The organism is Aureispira sp. CCB-QB1 (assembly GCF_000724545.1).
Taxonomy (GTDB): domain Bacteria; phylum Bacteroidota; class Bacteroidia; order Chitinophagales; family Saprospiraceae; genus Aureispira.
On record NZ_JHBV01000143.1, the window covers coordinates 1 to 17,898 of the forward strand.

Genomic DNA, 17,898 nt, shown 5'->3' on the forward strand with positions numbered 1-17,898 from the left:
CTTTGGATAAATGTTTTAGAAATTTTGGTAGGAAATACTACTGGCAAGACTTATTAGACGCTGTTAATAAAGTATTGATAGAACATAATGGTGAAAATAGTGGTGTCAATCGAACACAGTTGTTCAAGGATATGAGGTTTATGGAAAGTGAAGCTGGATTTAGTGCTCCCATAAAAAGGTATCCTGATGGAAGAAAAAAGTTTTATCGTTATGAAGATAAAGAGTATTCAATACATCAAAGTCCTTTAACATTTCAAGAATCAGAAAGCATCAAAGATGCAATATTTGTATTGGCTAGATTTAGGGGATTGCCTCAGTTTGAATGGTTAAATGAGGTAATTCCAATGCTGAGTGATAAACTGAGTATTTCAGATAATAAGAAAGAAATTATATTGTTTGAGTCAAATATAGATTATTCTGGTACAGAGTTTATCGAGCAAATCTTTAATGCTATTAAGAACTCTAGAGTATTAAAAATAGCATACAAAGATTTTGTGAGTGAATCTCCTTACGAGATTATTTTCCATCCTTATATTCTTAAACAATATAATAATAGGTGGTTCTCCTTTGGGATGAATGAAAAAAATAAAATTAGAAATTGGAACTTAGCACTTGATAGGATTTATAGTATCGAAGAAATTGATCTCAAGTATGAAGATTATGATATAGATTGGGAAGATGATTATTTTTATGATATGATAGGTGTAACAAAAGGGAGGAATCCTAAATTAGAAACTATCATTTTAGAGATTGATAAAAATTTAACTCCTTACATAACAACGAAACCTATTCATCCAACCCAAAAAACAAAAGAGATATTAAGCAATGGAAATTCTATTATAACAATCCAAGTATATCCTAATTATGAGTTAGAAACACATCTTTTATCATTTGGTGAAAAAGTTAAAATTGTTAGTCCTCTCATAATTAGAGACAAAATAAAAAAAAGATTAGAAGTAGCAATAGCTTTGTATAAAAGTAGTTAGAGAGGTAATATGTCAATAAGAACAAAATATAGATGGGAGTATCCTTTTTGCTTAATCTCTGTACTTAGTGCTAGCCAACTTTCTTTAGGAACCTGATTTAGATTGTACAGTTGATCCGTTGATCTTAATGCCATGTATTCTATCGGCATAGGATTAATACATCTTTTTTTTCCATCAAATCGCCAAATTTTTTCACCACTCAGAATATTTATCTCATATCTAAAGTTAGATAATTCTTGTTCTAAGAACCGACTCACCAAAAGATCTGTTTTATTATTTCCTATACTATAGGTTAGAACTTGAGCCATTCCATTTTTGTCTAAACGTTTATTGATTATTCTAATAACATCTATCGTTCTTTCTAATCCATAACGTCCGCCATAGGTATGTAAAGAATCTTGCTGAGGAGATAATGCAAAAGGAGGATTTGACCATATATAATCAAACGATACAGAATTGTTAATATTAACATCAAAATGACTAAGTAAGACTTCTGTTCTTGAATTATTTAATGCAATATTTGTACGACAATAATCAATAGCTCTCTCATTAATATCGGTTCCAATAACATTAACATTAGTAGAAATTTTTTTTAGTTCTTGTTCCATTAAGATTAATGGATGCCCAGAACCAGTACACATATCCCATGCACTTATTTTAACTCTACTTTTTAGGTGTTTACGTACATTTGAAAAATATTCAATAAAAATATTTCCTTCATCTACAAATGGAAAAACTCGATTATTAGTTTGCGTAATAAAATCTGTACAAAGGAAAATACCATTTGTATGATTAATCTTCACTAATGCCTTTAAGTTATTAGTAGATTCATCTAAATAAATTAGATTTGCTTCTTGTAATTCTACAATTGTTTGCCTGTCTAATATTTCTGAAGGTATTGAATATTCGTCTTGGAATAAGAGTGTAAATAAGTCGTTTCTCTCTTTGAAGAAACGACTTATCAAACTATATTCTATGCAACTGATTGGCTCCATTTATAAATTGTTATTTCTAAGGTTTCGATCATGGTTCTAAATGCCTTTTCTTTATTGTAATGCTGGTTAACAGCTTGTCCATGACTATTTTTGTTTCGGACATGTCTTAGAGTACCTGTAATATAATTAATCTTAGTTAAAGGTATATTAAGTTTATCTAACGCTTTTCGTATTATTTTAAAATTCCCTCTTTCATCCAAAAAAAATTGAGAAAAAGCATCGAATATGGAATAAAAATTACTTACTGAAGAATCATGCTTTTCTTCTAAAAAGTCATTGACACCTGATTCTAGTTTTTCTAGCCACTTTTTCTTTTTATAATTTACGAATACTGCTTTTAATATATCTATTTTAGGTTGGTATTCATTTACAAGCTGAATATAATACCGCTTACGATCTACCTTTTCAGGAAGCTCATTTAGTACATCTTTTAATGGTCTTGCTATTTCCCAAACAGGAGAAAATTCGCTGTAAACATCTTCTTTTGCTATTCGACTAATATCCACACCTCCAGTAAATGTTAACGCTCCACACTGTTTAGTGTTCACAGGATTATGGAAACTAATTTTGCAAGCTCTCTCCCTTCCTCTACTATCTTCAAAAATAATATACATTATGTAATCAGAAGGTTTTATGAGAGGACTATATTTAATTTCATATTCATTAGGTTTATTTAATATTTCACATAATAAGTTTCCTAAAGAATCTAATTTTGAACTTGACTTCCAAGAATCTTTATGAGACTTTATATGTAATTTTTCTAAGTTCGTATTAACTATAATATTCACTTTATTAGCATTACAGCAGAGTTCGTCTATCCAGTGAAGTCCTTCTGTAAGCATAAAATTAGGATTTAAACTGCTATGTCCCCACCACAAAGAAGTTGATAAAAAGTATACTTCTTTTACTTTTTCATCCATAAAGATATTCTTGATACCACAGTGATATATATTCTTAATAAAACCTTTGTTTTGAGTTGTTCCTAAAAATAGCTTAGTTTGTCCATTGTTGATACGAGACATAATATCTCCTGTTCCCCATAAAGTATGGGGATTATTATTAATATACATATGCTATAGTTTGACTTGGTTCAGGCAATAGTTCTTCTATCTAAATATGTAATGTTTCATACATAAGAAGGCAAGATCCATTCAAAACAATCTTGTTTTGTGGTTTTGATAGACCTGTAAAGAAGAGATTAATTACAATAGTGTTAGACTAGTATAAAGTAATAGCCCTTGAAAAAATAGATGTTTTATAATAAGGAAAATGGAATTTTACTGGATGCAAAATTTTAAGAAAGGATCTTTTTTAGAAGTGTAATCATGTGGTGTGTTTTTATTTTAGTTATACGGGGTTATTTTTAAATGTGTTACAATAATTTAGAGCTTTTTAATATTTAAAAAAAATAATAAACTGAAATTTTGTGTTAAGATTTACCTTATTCTTGATGTATTGATTGCACACTCTTGTTAAGAAAAAACGGTAGAGTTTACTTTAAAAAACTAATACTATCCATAATTAAGTAAAATGATTTTCTTTTTTTAGAATAAAAAGCTAAAAATAAATGACCGTTTCTTTTGCAAAGAACTAACAGGAAAATCGGTAGGGTTTTATATTCAAAAACGGGAATATTTTAAAGCTAATAGGTACGTTACAAAATAGTAATGAGGGGGTTGCTAATTTGTTATTTATTTTAGGAAAAAAATCTTTTGTATCCTTACCCAAATACCCTCATTTTGTAAAATATTTTTGATGCTTGATAGTAAGATTCTAAAGATTTTGTTAATCTATAGTGTAAAAATCTACTAGTTTAGAGTCTTGAAGTGTTTTAAAAAAAATCATAATCTTATCTATACTTTGAGATTTTAAAGTTCCCCACTTATCATATCGTTGCTTACTAAACGTAAAAATAATTCTTTCTTTTGCTCTTGATAGGGCTACAAAAAAAGAACATTTATCTTCATCAGGCTGCTTTTCAAAACTCCAAAAAGCACCATCTTCTAAACCAACAAAAATTACAGTATGATATTCTAACCCCTTACTTTTATGGATAGTCATGACTGGGATAGAATTTTTTCCCAACAAAATATCGGCAGCTACACCCAAATTTTTCGACTCGTTATAGTTTTTCCTTAACTCTCCTACTAATTGCTTCAAAATAAATTCAAGAAATTTTATGTCTTTATACTGTGTGTAATTTGCTCTAATTCGACTAATAGAGGCAAAATCAAGAATAGCCTTCACTACCTTCACTATATCAATGTTGTCTTTAGACTGTTTTATTTTTTTTCTTAAATCCCCAATTAATTGATTAAACTCGTGCTCTAATGCTAACAGTTGACTATCATCAAATGAATTATTCAGCGTTGCTAAAAATTTTAAAGCTTCAATTTTTCCATCAACAACCTTTTCTTTTGAAACAATAAGAATTACATTGATAATAAATAAAATAACTTCCTCTGTTAGTAAATCTTGCAATTGATTTTCGTCTCGTGCATTAAGTCCATTAGCATTAAAGTAGTCAATAAGACTTCCTGCATATGTTGATAATTGCTGCTTTACAAGAATACATATATCTCTTGGATTTAAATTATCTTCATTTATCAATTTATGGACTTTTTTAAATAAGTGCTCTGTCTCTTTTTGAGGGGTATCATAGATAAAAACAGTAGACTCTCCTTGATTATCGTCCCATTTATCAGAAGCTTGGGTAATGTCCTGTTTATTTAATAATTCAGAAATAAGATAATTTTGAAGAGCAACTAATCTAGGAGCTGATCTAAAATTCATAAAAAGGGGGAGTTTTTTAGCGTTATAGCATTTTATATATTCCGTAAATATTTTAGGGAAAGCTCCTGCCCATATCATAATTCTTTGCTTATCATCTCCTACTGCTGTGAATATAGTCTTACTACTAGCAAAGCAAGTATTAAAAAAATTATACTGTAAAAATGTTGTATCCTGAAACTCATCTAAAAAAACGTGACTATAAGTCATTTGAAGATATGTTTTCACTTTAGGATTACTATGAATAATATATTGAGCTAACAACATAATCATCCTAAAGCTGACTTTGGGAGTATTAGCAGTCAACAAATCTTGCCAGATATTCCATCTTAATTTTTCTTCAGTTGTATCTTTTTTTAGTGGTAGAGTGGAGTGATGGAAATCCAATATTTGTTTTCTAGTATGTTGATTATAATAGGCAAGATTATTAGCTTTGTATTTATCCAATATTATTTTTTCTTGTACTAAAATGTCATAACCTGCACTTATTTTATAATCATCGGAAAGACCTAAATAGAATCTATCTAAAATAATTTTTGCAAAAGCATCAAATGTTAATGACTCAAAACGTCTTGCAAGAGTCTTTCCACAGCGCTTTAATACTCTATCTTTTAGATTATAAGCTGCGTCTCTTTTAAAGCTAATCGCTAGAATTTTATGTGGATAACGGCAAGTATTTGTTTCTAACAAAAAACAAGCTCTTTGTGCTAATAATTCTGTTTTCCCTGCTCCAGGACCTGCAACAATTAAAGTATTAAAACTAGACTTAGTAGCTGTTAACGCATTGGGTTCTAGACTTAGGTTGTCGGCAGGAATCCAATCTTTTACTTTCTTATATCTCATCTACCTAGAAGTTTATCAATACGATTGAATATTTTTACAAAAACAGGAGGTATATTTTTTTTCAATGTCTCATCATCTATTAATGATAGTGCTGTAATATGTGTAGAAGGTTTACCTCTTCCTAAAAAATGATAATTATACCAAATCATCAGTTCTTTTTGTTCTGTACTATAAGTTAAGCCTTTGGCTTTTTCAGATTTCAAAGTTGCTTGCACTCCTCCATTTACCTTTGCAAGGAATTTATCAGGCTCGGTTTCTTTATCAGGAATTTGTGGACCACCTCCCTTAGGTATGGCTTCTTTATAAAACTTAGAATAATGCTCTAACATCAAAAAATCAAGATCTAAGGGGAATGAATAAAAAATATTATATTTTTCCAAAAGAGGAAGCCAATTTAATATTCCCCCTTCTAATTTATTATCAATATAAGTCCATGTATGCATTGTTTCTAGACTATCTAAAGTTATTATTTTTCCCGTCATTATTTTTAATAGCTCTTTTGAGGGAACTCCTTTTTCTAATAATTGTTTATATGCATATTTTAATCGTCCCCAACCACCTCCATTACGCCCTACATCTAAATCTAGCAAAGTAATATAGGGAATATGTAATCTTTCTAAGAGCTTCCAAATATGGTTTACAAAACGATGCCCTAAGGGAATGAATGATATAATATTGTCATCAAAATCTACATCATATACCTCCATTAACCTATTAAATAGAACGTCTTCACTATCTCCTTCTCCTATTACCGCTAGTTTTGCAAAATATATTTCAGGGTAATTTCTTATAGCTTCTTTTATATACTTATAAGCTTCATCTTTTTTATCTGGAAGAATGATGGAGTTTACTTCTGTCGCATAATTCTCATTTACTCTAAAATGAAAAATAGATTCAGGGTTAATTCTTTTTATTATTGCAGGTGTGTGCGAAGACAAAAAAACTTGTGACTTTTTTTGTTCAGAAATAGATTTAAGTATTGAAATTACACGACCTAATAATTGAGGAGCAATATGATTTTCAGGCTCTTCTATAGCTAATATAGTCAATAAAGGTTGTATGGTATCAATATCTTCGTTAGTTAAATCTTCTTCGACTTCTAAGAGGGTACACACAAGTGTTAAATAAAACAAAGAACGATACCCTTCCCCTAAATCTGTTACTAGAAATTCTCTATGTGTTCCTGTGGGGCTAAAGGAAACTTCCATTTTCTTGAGAATTGAATCTAAATCACTACTTCCAAAACCTAATTTTGCATCTTGATAGCGTTCATCTTTATGGAACTTAGACCAAAATTTTATTAGTGCATTTTGAATTTTTGAAAACTCATTTAACCCTTGAAACAATCCATTAATACCTTCTATTTTATTTTCAAATTCAGATTTAAAAGTGTCACTAAACTTTATTAAGTTAAGTACTCTATATAAGATAGATCCTGAAACATACTTCATTTGTTCGCTAGGTTTTCTAATAGCAGGAACATATAATATTTGAATTAAAGATCTGTATCTCCGATCAAAAGTTCGTTTAGAGTCATCTGTTTCTTCTCCTCCTTCTGGAGCTATTATAAAATAGACATTAGTGTCAATTTCACCTTCTTGAGAAACATTACTTTTTAACCAATGGCTCTCTAGTCTTATTCTAAGGTAGGGTTCTCCATTTGGACCATCAATTACCATATGATTAAAAAAGTGTGGAACTGCTTCTTTCTCTTCTTCCGAAAATTCTATTTTAACTTCTATGGATAGAAATTTTTCATTTATATTATTAGCATCTTCTTTAGAGGCTATATGAAAGTCTTGGCGATAAATGTTATTTCCAGTTCCAAAAATTTTTATCAAAGCGTCTAATGCTGCTGTTTTCCCTGAACTATTTAATCCTATAAAAGCATTAAGTTTATTTTTTATGGCAATTGTAGTTCCTTCCTCATTGAATGAACGAAATCCTTTAATAGTTATTTTCGAAAGGTACATATGGTTTATTTTAATTTAAACAATATCACATATTAGCTATTTATATTCAATTTTTATAACTTTTCTTAGAAATAAATAGGCTTTGAAGTATTGTACAGCACCTTACTTGAAACTATTAGAACTAGATGAAAAAAATTTAAAACTTAGAAATAAAAATGATTATTTTTTTCCAAAGAACTAACAAGAAAATGAGCAAACTTTTATCCTCAAAATACCGTAACATTTTAAGAAGAATTAACTTTAAGTTGCTCCACTAATCAAAACGGAACAAACTAAGATCAATTCCCCTTGATTTGTTACACCTAATTGATACAAACAATACATCTTTGTATCATCACAATAAAACTACATGAAAGTCTTCTCTACTTTTTCTGGAATAGGAGGATTTGAACTAGGAATAATCAAAGCACTTTGAAAAGAAAACATTCAAATTGTGGGCTATTCAGAATTGGATAAATTTTCTAGTGCTGTTTTAGCATATCGTTTTCCTAGTATTCCTAACTATGGAGATATAAAGCAAATCAATATTGAGCAATTGCCAAATTTTGATGTATTGGTTGGTTGATCGCCTTGTCAGGACCTAAGTATTAGCAAGTGAAATAGAGAAGGACTAATGGGAGCAAGAAGTGGTTTATTCTTTGAGTATGTTAGAATTTTAAGAATCAAAAAACCGGCTTTCTTTGTCTTGGAAAATGTTGCTAGTATGAAAAATGAAGACAAAGATTTTATCTCTGAAACATTGGGCGTACAACCCGTCAAAATCAATTCTGCTCTATTAACTGCTCAAAATAGAAATAGATACTATCGAACCAATATTCCCAATATTGGCCAACCTAAGGATAAAGGAATCTTTTTAGAACACATTTTAGAAGATACTGTTGATGAAAAATACTTTGTAGATTGGCAAAATAGAAGAGGAAAAAAGTTCTATTTAACAGGATTTGAAACGGCACCAACTACTTTCTATTCTGCAAGAACCGAAGAAGGTTACCAGGAAAGAAATAGAAACAAAGAGCTCTTTGGTGTCGCAAAAGAAAGCAGGAATAAATACACCACAAAATATATCGCTAAAGATACACCTAAAGCCAATTGTTTGACTGGAGGAATTCGCAGAGAAAATTTATTGATTGTACACAAAAAATGAGGATTTGGCCAAAATGAGTTAGCTGTAAGAATGCCAACGCCTATTGAGTGTGAACGTTTACAAGGTTTTCCTGATAATTGGACCTTAGTTCCTCGAAAGGATAGAATGATGTCAGACACACAAAGATACAAGCAAACATGAAATGCTGTTACAGTAGATGTTATTGAGCATATTTTTAAAGCACTCAAAGAGTACCTTAATCAAACAAATCAATCTTTGCAGAGTGACACGTTTATAGCTCCTACAACATTACTCCAGAACAAGAATATTCCTTGATATGTGGCTTACTATATTCATCCTTTGAAGCAAGGTTTCAAATTGGCTACTCAAAAAGCTATTGTAGAATATTTTGCAAAAGAAGATCAAACCTCAATAGTAGAAACTTTTATTGAATCCAATAGAGAAAAAAGAACAGGATTCTTTGAGGCTATTCGTTACTGCAAAAAACATGACTATTGTTTAGTTATCGCCAATTTGAGAGTACTTTCTTTAGATGTGGATTTAATCTTCAAAGCCAAACAACAATTAGGAGATCTATTTAAATCTTGTGATTTACCTACGAGTGATAGGCTTTCTATTTCAATTGCTATTGGCTTTTTGCAAAGGAATAAAGAGTTATATGCCATCAAATCTAAAGCTGCGTTCTCTGTCCTAAAAGCTCAAGGCAAGATTTTTGGTTCTTCTCAAAATTTCACTCCTGAGACTAGAAAAATGGGTAGGATAGCTTTTCAAAAAAAGGCTTCTACTAATCCTAAAAAAAAGCAATTGGTTCAAATTATTTCCAAGTGTAGAGCTCAAAGAATGTCATTTGATCAAATTGCTAATGAATTGAATAAAAAGGGCTTTACTACTATTAGAGGAAAGCGTTTTTATAGAGCTACAGTTAAACGTTTAAACCTACCCTAGTTTCTTAATTCTAATGAAAAAAGCCCCTAATAACCAATTTTATCTAGCATAGTTATACTTTACATTTGTGTTAATGTAACTATTTAAACCACTTCCTCGTTCTGCTAACTGTTTCATATTTTCTATATTTCGTCTACCAGCACTTCTGTAAGTGTATAAATAACTCCTTCCTGTGCGAAATTTTACTTTTATATAGTTAGAACCTGTTTCGTAACTATAAACTCCGCTGCCACCGCTTCTATTTGAATATCTTTGCATAATTCTTATTTAATTTAATTTAATATCCCTATCCTTTTGGGGGATGTGGATCGTTACCAAAACTATTTTTTTGTCGTATTTGTCCTTGTTTATTATGTATTATGAATAACAAGTTCAGATTTTTGATTTTGTGCGATACCTCGTGCTACTTTAATTGCTTCTTTTTGTGTTTTAGTTATCTTGGTAGCATTTTGATTACCTGCACCTTTAACTGCCCATCCTTTTTTATGGGGGACTACATGCTGATTATTTTTCATTTCTTTTTATTAAATTGATTAAGAATTATATGCTGACGAAAATCGCCAGCATATTTTTTAGCGTAGAAGTTTAGCTAATCCTGCACAAATCAAAGCAAACATAGCAGCTCCTGCTATTCCTTTTGCTAGTTGACCATCAGTCTTAACACAAACATCACCTTTACAAAGGCTTAAATTGTTTTGCTTCATTTTTATGAAATTAAATTAAAAAATATGCTTAAAATTCTTTCAAAATTTTAAGCGTTTAAAATTGAATATTAGGATGACGTTACTTTACAAGACCAACTAGGATAGTTATCAGATTTATATCTATTGTTCTCCCATTGAAGCGGTTGTAAGTTTGATAAATGATCACTCCCTCCTTTTTCTTTTGGCTTTATATGGTCAAGCTCCCATCCATATTTTGAATTAGTATTGCCATACTGATCTCTTTGCATCCATGCTCCACATTTGTCTTTTCGATAAGTATTCTTATCATATCCTGATACAATTACTCCTTTTTCCCAAACAGCTTGGATTGTATCATAATTAAAGTTGGTGCCTGAAATTGTAGAATTATACATTTTGCTTATTATTTATTTTTGTAATTATTATATTTGAGGTATTATTCAATTATTATCAAATTCTTATTAGAATTTTGATGTCCTCACTAATTATATACGAAAACCGTTGCAACGGTTTTTAGTATGTATATATACACAACCCTTATATGAGTGACTGGAAACAGTTTGAAAAGGTTGATACACAAACCTTAATAAAATATATTCAAGAAGAGAGTCTTAATGAAAAAAAGCAAGATGCTGTTCTATTAGCATTAATGTTTAGGTTTCGTGATGAACTTGTACAAACGCTAGTAATTATTTGTAATAGCAGAGGGTATGATGAAGACGTTGCTTATACAATTGCCGAAAATACATTTATAAAATTTGCTAAGACTAAAAAATTTAATGCTCAAAAATGTACTGCTAAAAGTATTGATAAGTGTTTCAAATTATACTTGAACAGAATAGCAAGTAATTTACTAGCTGACTATTACCGCAACATAGTAAGAGAATCCAAAGGGTTATGTTATACAGGAAATGAAGAAATAATAACTTCTTTACCAAATATTAACGAAAATGTATTGTCTCCTATAGATAAAGCTATACATTGTGTACTAAAAAACCTTCCTCATGAAGAGTTAGTTGTTTACCTAACTTATAAGCAATATGAAAAAAAAGGAACTAAATTACCCCGAAAATTACACGAAAGTTTACGAACATACTTAGGAGGAAAGACTCAAAGTACAATCCGTTCTTATAAGAAAAAGGCTTTTGATAAAGTAAAACAAGCTATCACATTAGCTAAATCAATGCAACAACACCCTTAAATATGGATCATATAAAAAAATATATCAATTCTGTTGGTTTGGATTTTCCAACTACAGAACAGGAATTAGATAACTTTGAAAGGATTCATCAGGATAAAAAACATATAATTCCAGAAGGTAAAGCTGATCCTTATGATATTCTTAAAAGAATAAAGCAAAAAAATGAAGGACAAAAAAGTAAAAAAAAATACTTTAAAAGAGTTGTTCTCGCAGCAGAAATTACCTATAAATGCCATTCTCATAGAACTTTTGGAAGGGTAAAGTTTCAAAAACTGCAATATCTATGTGAACAAGCTTCAAACATGGAATTACAAAATAACTATTTAAAAAAGGCTGCTGGACCTTTTGATAATAAATTCATTCACTCAATTGGTAATGAATTTAAGAAACTAGGTTGGTTTAATGTCGAAAAGGTAAATAATAATGGCTATGAAAAAGTAAATTATACACCACTTGATAATGTACATAATTATAACCAATACTATTCTCGATATTTTCAGCAAGAAAATGAAAAAATACAATACATTATCAACTTATTCGTAGAAAGTAAAACTAGAGAAGTAGAACTAGTTGCGACTATTTTTTATTGTTGGAAAGAAATAAAAAATGAAAAAAGTATTTTCTCCAATCAATTGATAATAAAAAAAGTATACGCTTGGGCTAAAGAAAAAAAGAAATTTACAGAAAGAGAAATTATCAACAAAATTTCTTGGATGCAAACAAAAGGAATCTATCCAATCAATTAAAAGTTGTACTATACTTCTATAAAAGAAGAATCAATAAAAAGGGTCGTTTTTTTTAATACTAAAAATAGTCCCAGAAGCTTTCAATTTAATGCTGAAAGCTTCTAGGACTACCAAAAAAACTTCATGTATAATTGTTATACCGTTAAAAAATTAAGGTCTAACAAATAACACCCTATCTTTATTCCTATTATTAAAAAATGTTTCAACAGTTGCTGTCATATCATATAAATAACCACCTGAACTATCTAAAACATCTCGGAGTAATAATAAACTATTGTTATAATCAATACTTCCATTAGACTTATATCTTGTAATATATCCAACAATTGTATAAAAATGACCATAATTAGAAGCATGAAAACTAGGCATAATCATAGGTCTATGATAATTTACTCCATCCATTGCTCTTTGGTAAAAGTGAGCCAAATCTATGAGGTCATCAAAGCTAGAATTTGGATAGTCATAATTAGGGAAATTACTACCTCGTGCTGCATATTTTAAGTCAGCTACACTAGAAGCATATTGCCCATCATTATTTCTATCTGCTCTATAGAGAGGGTCATTAGCCCAAAATGCTTGATGAATTTGTTGAAGCGTTCTATTTTTCCCATGTTTACTACCAACAGCTTTTAAGCAAGTGTGTCCACACCAATAATATCTATTGGGATTTTCATTAGGATCAAATTGATAATAGTAAGGAACGTAAGTATATCCAGTATTGTTAGAACTAGAACGATGAGTTTGATTTTTTTCTTGTAGTTTGATTTTATCTATAACTTCTTGCCTAGGTAAATTAGGATTAATATTTAATTTGTCTAACAATTCTAAATGTCCTTCTTCAATTGTCTTTCCATATTTTTCTAAATATGAAATATCATCCTTAGTATATTCGATAAAAAACAACCCTCTTTCTTTACCATCTAACTCGCTTAGAATAATATTTTTTATTTTATCTGATAACTTAACATTACTAGGAATAGTCGCTAACCCTTCAATTTTTTTCAAAAAAATAGCGTCATTTTGTAATTTAGAGTTTTCTTTCTCACAAGAAAAAACGCCAATAAGAATTAGCAAGCTTAAAGCTAAAATTGCAATTTTTTTCATAGTTGTTTGTATTAAAATTTGTAAAATTAATTAGAATAACACCTATCACATATTTTTATTATATGGAGTTTGATAGGATAAACAATAGAATGCAATTAAGCGGACTACCTCTAGTAATAGGAAAGAATAACATTCTTCTCATCGTTATATAATTTATAAGTTTAATTAATATGAGAAGAAAAAAAGGAGAGAAACCATTGAATAAACAACTAATATGTTTATAATGCTTGTCATATCCTTGATATTAGTATTGCGTGGATGAAGTTTGGCGACTACTAAACGCTTTACTACCTTTTCTTCTCGGATTGCTATATAGCTATGCTGGTATTCAGTATAGCTATTTTTTGTACGAGCTTAAATATATGAAATTATTTTATCTTAAATAAATTTGAATTCAATTAAATTTTAAAGTAATTCAAATTAAATGTTACAATTCTAAGAATTTAGAAAATTCAGACTTTAAAGTTGGAGTAACTTTAATCAAATTATTAGGTTCATTTGAAAACTTCTGAAAATAGGCTTTTACTTTAGCTAAATTATCTTCTGCATTTTCAGATTCTTTTGCTAAAATGAGTACCCGAAAAGAAAGCAACTGCCTTCCTGTATGCTGCATACCTGTTAAGATACCTTCCATGAAATCTGTTTTTTTAGTTGTTTTATCAGGTATACTTGCTTGTAAAAAAGCGTATCTACTATCTTGGTAAAGAGGGTCTTGTTTAAAGACAAAATTTAAACAGGATTCATAACGTGAAAGCTCTCCCCTCCAAAATCTATGAACTTTATCATAAGAATGTAATTCTGCAAGAAATTTTCCTTGCTCGTATTCTGTCCAAATTTTTAATGTGTATATAGATATTTCATGTTCTTCTTCATTATATTCACTATATAGGTGATAGACATAATATACCTTTGCTTTTTCATAGCTTTCTCCTCCATAGTGTTGTAACTTTTTATCACTAAAAACCTTTTTTCGTTCGATGTCATAATTCTTAAAAAAATCATTCAAGTTTCTATGACTTTTGATAATAGTTTGAGGTATTCTTAGACAATTTTTATCTTTATCTGAAAGGAAACGTCTAATGTTTCTATCAACTTCTAAATATCCTTCTGTACCAGCTAGTAGACGTTTTGATTCCATACTTTTTGGTGCTTCTTCCGTTATAACCATTATAACATTTCTCGCATCCAACTTATGTCCTTCTCCTATATTACTATAATGTCCTATTGCCAAAGTAGGCTTAGAACCAACTCCTACTGCAAATTTAACATGAAGATATTTATCTCTTGTATAGGCATCAAAGAGATTCAAAACTAGATAAGAACCTGATTTATCTAGCTCAAATGTTCCAAAATAATCCCTAATCCTTCCTTCATCATCAGGTAGATTTTTAATTTCCACTTTATATTGCTCCCATATATGAACAATGGCTTTTCCCAACCCTCTATCTTCTGGGCTATTTCCATAATAAAAGTATAAATACCAATGAGTATTTATGTACTCCATGGCTTTTCCATAAGTATAGTTCTTTATTTTTTGAAATAGCTCTTTATCATTGATAGCAAAGTACTTTTTCTTTTCTTCACTATATTCTATATCGAACGTTGATTCTATACGTAGCAATAAAGGATCATTCGGTGAACAACCCTTTTTTTTATGCGATAGGGTACTTGCTGGAATATTCAAATAAGATGATACATCTTTTTGAGGTAAGCCCATTTTTTTTAAAAAATCCAATGCTAGTTTTAATTGGCTCATGTACATTTCAATTTAATTAAAAAATCAAATTGAAATGTACACAAAAACAACCAAAAAGTTACTAATCAAACTTATTTAGCTTTGAATCCCCATAAACAAAAACAACTCCCTCAAGCTCTCAAATCTACTATCATTCATAAAACGCTCCTTTGTAGCCTCTAAGCAAACTTGCTTCTCAAAAACACAAAGCACCTTTGCATTTTTATTCAAACCATGTTTAAGAGACAAAGAGCCTTCAGCTAAAACTCGTCCATATTGCTCAATAGTACGGAGCATCCTTTTAGAATCAATACCCCTATGATATTCCACAGCATATAAGTCCAAATTTTCACCCTTTTTAAGCATAAAAATAGCATCTGCTATCAAGTATTGATCTTGACCATAAGAAACGCTTGTAAGAGCTTTTAAACTACCATTGTTGGCACTTCCAACTTTATCATAGTAGGTATTGAAAAATAATACCTCGTTTCCATCTTGTTCGGCTTTTTGATAGACGTTGATTTGAATATCTATTGTGCCTTTACGGTGTTGGTAGTCCTTGGAGAAAAAAGAACTTCTGCCTATTGGTAGTTTAATTTTTTCTTCATTCCATCCCCATTCATCCATAAGCAAAGTCTTTGCCTTACCTAAAAGATAGAAGAAGCTTTCAAGCTTTCCTCTCGTTGGGTCTACGCCAAAGTCTAACCTTGCCACATACTTTTTCTCTAAAAGCAATTTCATGTTTCTACTCAAATAAGGCTTTTGTTTGGAGATACCCAAACGTACCATTTGTGAGTAGGTCAAAAATTTATAGATAGCAAGGCTTTCTATTATCTTACTATGTGTTGCATTGAATTTTTGCATAATGAGTGCTTATTGGTCAAATTTTGGCTTAAACGTGGGTTTTACTTCTCTTGTTAGTTTCGTGTCCGTGTAAGACGTTTCGCTCACGGTCTGAACTTGGGTATAGTAGCCCGAATTGTTTATAAAATATTGCTTTTGCTGTTCGAGTTCTTCTTTCGTGAGATAATACTTGCCACTCCCCCACTGCTCCTTAACTAGCATCGAGCTTGCTTGAAACATAAACGGTTGTACATCGCCCACCCTTGCATAAAATGAAAACTTAGGCAAGGCTAGTAATTTATCTACTGATACGCCTGTTTCCCTTGCTAGGATTGACAAGCTCTTATTTCCATTTCTACCAATCAATTTTACATCTGTATTGTTCAAAACATTATCCCTATGATCTCCTAAGTCACTAACCGTTTGATTCGCTAGAAGTAAGTGTACACCGTACTTACGGGCTTCTGTTAAGATGATAGATATTGATTTTGTCAAAAAGTTTTGGCACTCGTCTATAAAGCAAAAACAAGGTTTGCGAAATCTCTTTTCTTTCGTAGCTCTGCGGATAGCAATAGACTGTAAATTGGCAATCACAAACCTCCCAAATGCACTTGATGCTTGTAACCCTAGACGACCTTTAGAAGCATTAACAACAATTACTTTGCCTTGGTCGATGGCGGTTTCTAAGTCAATAGTTGACTTTCCAATCACCGCATTATAAAATAATTGTGTATTCAACAAGCTATTGGTTCTTGTATAAATAGCTAGTTTGGTTTTTTCATACATTTTATCGTAAAAAGCCGTTTTGAAAAAACGAATATGATTAGGATTGTTGTTATGTTTCAATGCAAAATCTACAAGGTGTTGGTTTTGTTCGTCATTCATAAAGGTTTGTAAGTCTGCTAAAGTTGCTCCATCCATTTTGAGTAAGGTAGTAATACAAGGAAAAAGCACTGCGCTCATGTACATTGTTAATCCTGCATCACCTAACAACTCTTCAAAAACGGCAACGAGCATTTGAGCTGTCAGCTCTACCGTTTCATCGCTCTTATCTTTGAGTTCAAACGGATTTAAAACGGGGGTATAGCCTTTTGCTAAACAAGGGTCAATATAGACCAATCTATTGGAATTATCTTTGTTCAATTTTAAACTTACTACTTCTTCTGCTAAGTCTCCATGAGGATCTATCAAAACAAGAGCATGACCCTGTTTTTTCGTGCTTATTTTTTGTAAATGATAGAACATAGAGAGCATTAAACTAGACTTACCGCTTCCGCTTTTTCCGCTTATATAGCAATGCTTTTTGAGGGCAGATAATGGCAATTGGCTTTTCAATCTTTTCAAAAAAAAATCTGCTCCCGTCAGCTTGCAACTTTGAATCAATTCGCAATACGATTCAACATCATTTTGGTATTTATTAGCTAAATATTTTCGTTCCTCTTGGGTGGTGATTTGTAGAAATTCATAGATAGGATAATAAGGATATTCTAGCTCGTCAATCTCGCTATCAAATAAGGTCTTAAATTCTTCAAAAGTAAACCCTCTTTCATACACCAACCATCTATACAATTCCCCATATTTTGATTCTAGCAAGACTTCACTAATCTTGACTTTTTTGTCAATTGCCCTTGTCCATACTTCAAAAAAACTCGTAATTAAATCAGGAACAGAAACAAAATCAAGGCTTCCTAAATCTATACTTTCATTCTGATTATAACCTAGATTTTCACAAAGTAAACGCTCCCAATGTTCTTCTGAAAGTACTTGTTGAGGTTCAAAAGTCATCATGCACAATATGGTTTTATTGGAGTAAATCAAGATAATTTCTAGTACACTTTTAAGTGCAATTATGGGTATACCCTATCAAATACGAAAAACCTTTGTATATGTTTGGTTTATCTATATAAAAATGAATCAAATAACTACGTTATCCGTATTGTATGGTTAAT

At 30.6% G+C, this 17,898-nt stretch carries 17 protein-coding genes and 1 pseudogene; 6 read left to right on the plus strand and 12 right to left on the minus strand.

Going from position 1 to position 17,898, the window contains the following annotated elements:
* The coding region (locus CG11_RS27635; RefSeq protein WP_052600151.1) for a YafY family protein at positions 1 to 986 on the plus strand (986 nt) is incomplete at its 5' end.
* On the opposite strand, the gene CG11_RS27640 is transcribed toward CG11_RS27635, so the two are convergent.
* From CG11_RS27640 to CG11_RS27655, 4 genes are all read right to left on the minus strand, one after another.
* On the minus strand, positions 983 to 1,981 hold the full coding sequence (locus CG11_RS27640; RefSeq protein WP_052600152.1) for a methyltransferase: 999 nt from the start codon (positions 1,979 to 1,981) through the stop codon (positions 983 to 985). The genes CG11_RS27635 and CG11_RS27640 overlap by 4 nt on opposite strands.
* Positions 1,960 to 3,051, minus strand: coding sequence for a hypothetical protein (locus tag CG11_RS27645; protein ID WP_052600153.1), 1,092 nt, complete (start codon positions 3,049 to 3,051; stop codon positions 1,960 to 1,962). Before CG11_RS27645 ends, CG11_RS27640 begins: the two co-directional genes overlap by 22 nt.
* Before the next feature lie 715 nt (positions 3,052 to 3,766).
* The gene (locus tag CG11_RS27650) at positions 3,767 to 5,614 is read right to left on the minus strand and encodes a UvrD-helicase domain-containing protein (protein WP_052600154.1); all 1,848 of its coding nucleotides are present in this window, start codon (positions 5,612 to 5,614) and stop codon (positions 3,767 to 3,769) included.
* On the minus strand, positions 5,611 to 7,587 hold the full coding sequence (locus tag CG11_RS27655; RefSeq protein WP_052600155.1) for an ATP-dependent endonuclease: 1,977 nt from the start codon (positions 7,585 to 7,587) through the stop codon (positions 5,611 to 5,613). Before CG11_RS27655 ends, CG11_RS27650 begins: the two co-directional genes overlap by 4 nt.
* Before the next feature lie 433 nt (positions 7,588 to 8,020).
* On the opposite strand from CG11_RS27655, the gene CG11_RS31110 reads away from it, so the two are divergent.
* The 3 genes from CG11_RS31110 to CG11_RS27665 all read left to right on the plus strand — a co-directional run bounded on the left by CG11_RS31110 (position 8,021) and on the right by CG11_RS27665 (position 9,637).
* Positions 8,021 to 8,152, plus strand: a complete 132-nt coding sequence (locus CG11_RS31110; protein WP_197044001.1) for a hypothetical protein — start codon at positions 8,021 to 8,023, stop codon at positions 8,150 to 8,152.
* Between the two features lie 48 nt (positions 8,153 to 8,200).
* Entirely contained in the window at positions 8,201 to 8,731 is a 531-nt protein-coding gene (locus CG11_RS30980) for a DNA cytosine methyltransferase (RefSeq protein ID WP_052600156.1), read from the plus strand.
* A gap of 279 nt (positions 8,732 to 9,010) precedes the next feature.
* Positions 9,011 to 9,637, plus strand: coding sequence for a recombinase family protein (locus CG11_RS27665; RefSeq protein ID WP_052600157.1), 627 nt, complete (start codon positions 9,011 to 9,013; stop codon positions 9,635 to 9,637).
* Between the two features lie 39 nt (positions 9,638 to 9,676).
* On the opposite strand, the gene CG11_RS27670 is transcribed toward CG11_RS27665, so the two are convergent.
* The 4 genes and pseudogenes from CG11_RS27670 to CG11_RS27680 all read right to left on the minus strand — a co-directional run bounded on the left by CG11_RS27670 (position 9,677) and on the right by CG11_RS27680 (position 10,715).
* The gene (locus tag CG11_RS27670) at positions 9,677 to 9,895 is read right to left on the minus strand and encodes a hypothetical protein (RefSeq protein WP_052600158.1); all 219 of its coding nucleotides are present in this window, start codon (positions 9,893 to 9,895) and stop codon (positions 9,677 to 9,679) included.
* 28 nt (positions 9,896 to 9,923) lie between these two features.
* A pseudogene (locus CG11_RS27675) lies at positions 9,924 to 10,152 on the minus strand (DUF2188 domain-containing protein).
* Between the two features lie 57 nt (positions 10,153 to 10,209).
* On the minus strand, positions 10,210 to 10,341 hold the full coding sequence (locus tag CG11_RS30985; RefSeq protein ID WP_255352015.1) for a hypothetical protein: 132 nt from the start codon (positions 10,339 to 10,341) through the stop codon (positions 10,210 to 10,212).
* Between the two features lie 68 nt (positions 10,342 to 10,409).
* Complete coding sequence (locus tag CG11_RS27680; RefSeq protein WP_052600159.1) at positions 10,410 to 10,715, minus strand: HNH endonuclease signature motif containing protein; 306 nt, start codon at positions 10,713 to 10,715, stop codon at positions 10,410 to 10,412.
* 146 nt (positions 10,716 to 10,861) lie between these two features.
* Between CG11_RS27680 and CG11_RS27685 the strand changes: the two genes are divergently transcribed.
* Together CG11_RS27685 and CG11_RS27690 are read left to right on the plus strand one after the other, a co-directional pair.
* The gene (locus tag CG11_RS27685) at positions 10,862 to 11,521 is read left to right on the plus strand and encodes a hypothetical protein (RefSeq protein ID WP_052600160.1); all 660 of its coding nucleotides are present in this window, start codon (positions 10,862 to 10,864) and stop codon (positions 11,519 to 11,521) included.
* A 2-nt stretch (positions 11,522 to 11,523) separates the two neighbouring features.
* Positions 11,524 to 12,267, plus strand: a complete 744-nt coding sequence (locus CG11_RS27690) for a hypothetical protein (protein WP_052600161.1) — start codon at positions 11,524 to 11,526, stop codon at positions 12,265 to 12,267.
* A gap of 150 nt (positions 12,268 to 12,417) precedes the next feature.
* Here CG11_RS27690 and CG11_RS27695 read toward each other — a convergent pair whose 3' ends face one another.
* The 4 genes from CG11_RS27695 to CG11_RS27710 form a co-directional block, all read right to left on the minus strand.
* Positions 12,418 to 13,371, minus strand: coding sequence for a hypothetical protein (locus CG11_RS27695; protein WP_052600162.1), 954 nt, complete (start codon positions 13,369 to 13,371; stop codon positions 12,418 to 12,420).
* 427 nt (positions 13,372 to 13,798) lie between these two features.
* On the minus strand, positions 13,799 to 15,127 hold the full coding sequence (locus CG11_RS27700) for a hypothetical protein (protein WP_052600163.1): 1,329 nt from the start codon (positions 15,125 to 15,127) through the stop codon (positions 13,799 to 13,801).
* Between the two features lie 75 nt (positions 15,128 to 15,202).
* Positions 15,203 to 15,970 carry a replication-relaxation family protein gene (locus CG11_RS27705; RefSeq protein ID WP_052600164.1) on the minus strand — a complete coding sequence of 256 codons (768 nt, stop codon included), beginning with the start codon at positions 15,968 to 15,970 and terminating at the stop codon, positions 15,203 to 15,205.
* Positions 15,971 to 15,979: 9 nt separating this feature from the next.
* On the minus strand, positions 15,980 to 17,737 hold the full coding sequence (locus tag CG11_RS27710) for a type IV secretory system conjugative DNA transfer family protein (RefSeq protein ID WP_052600165.1): 1,758 nt from the start codon (positions 17,735 to 17,737) through the stop codon (positions 15,980 to 15,982).
* Between the last annotated feature and the right edge of the window lie 161 nt (positions 17,738 to 17,898).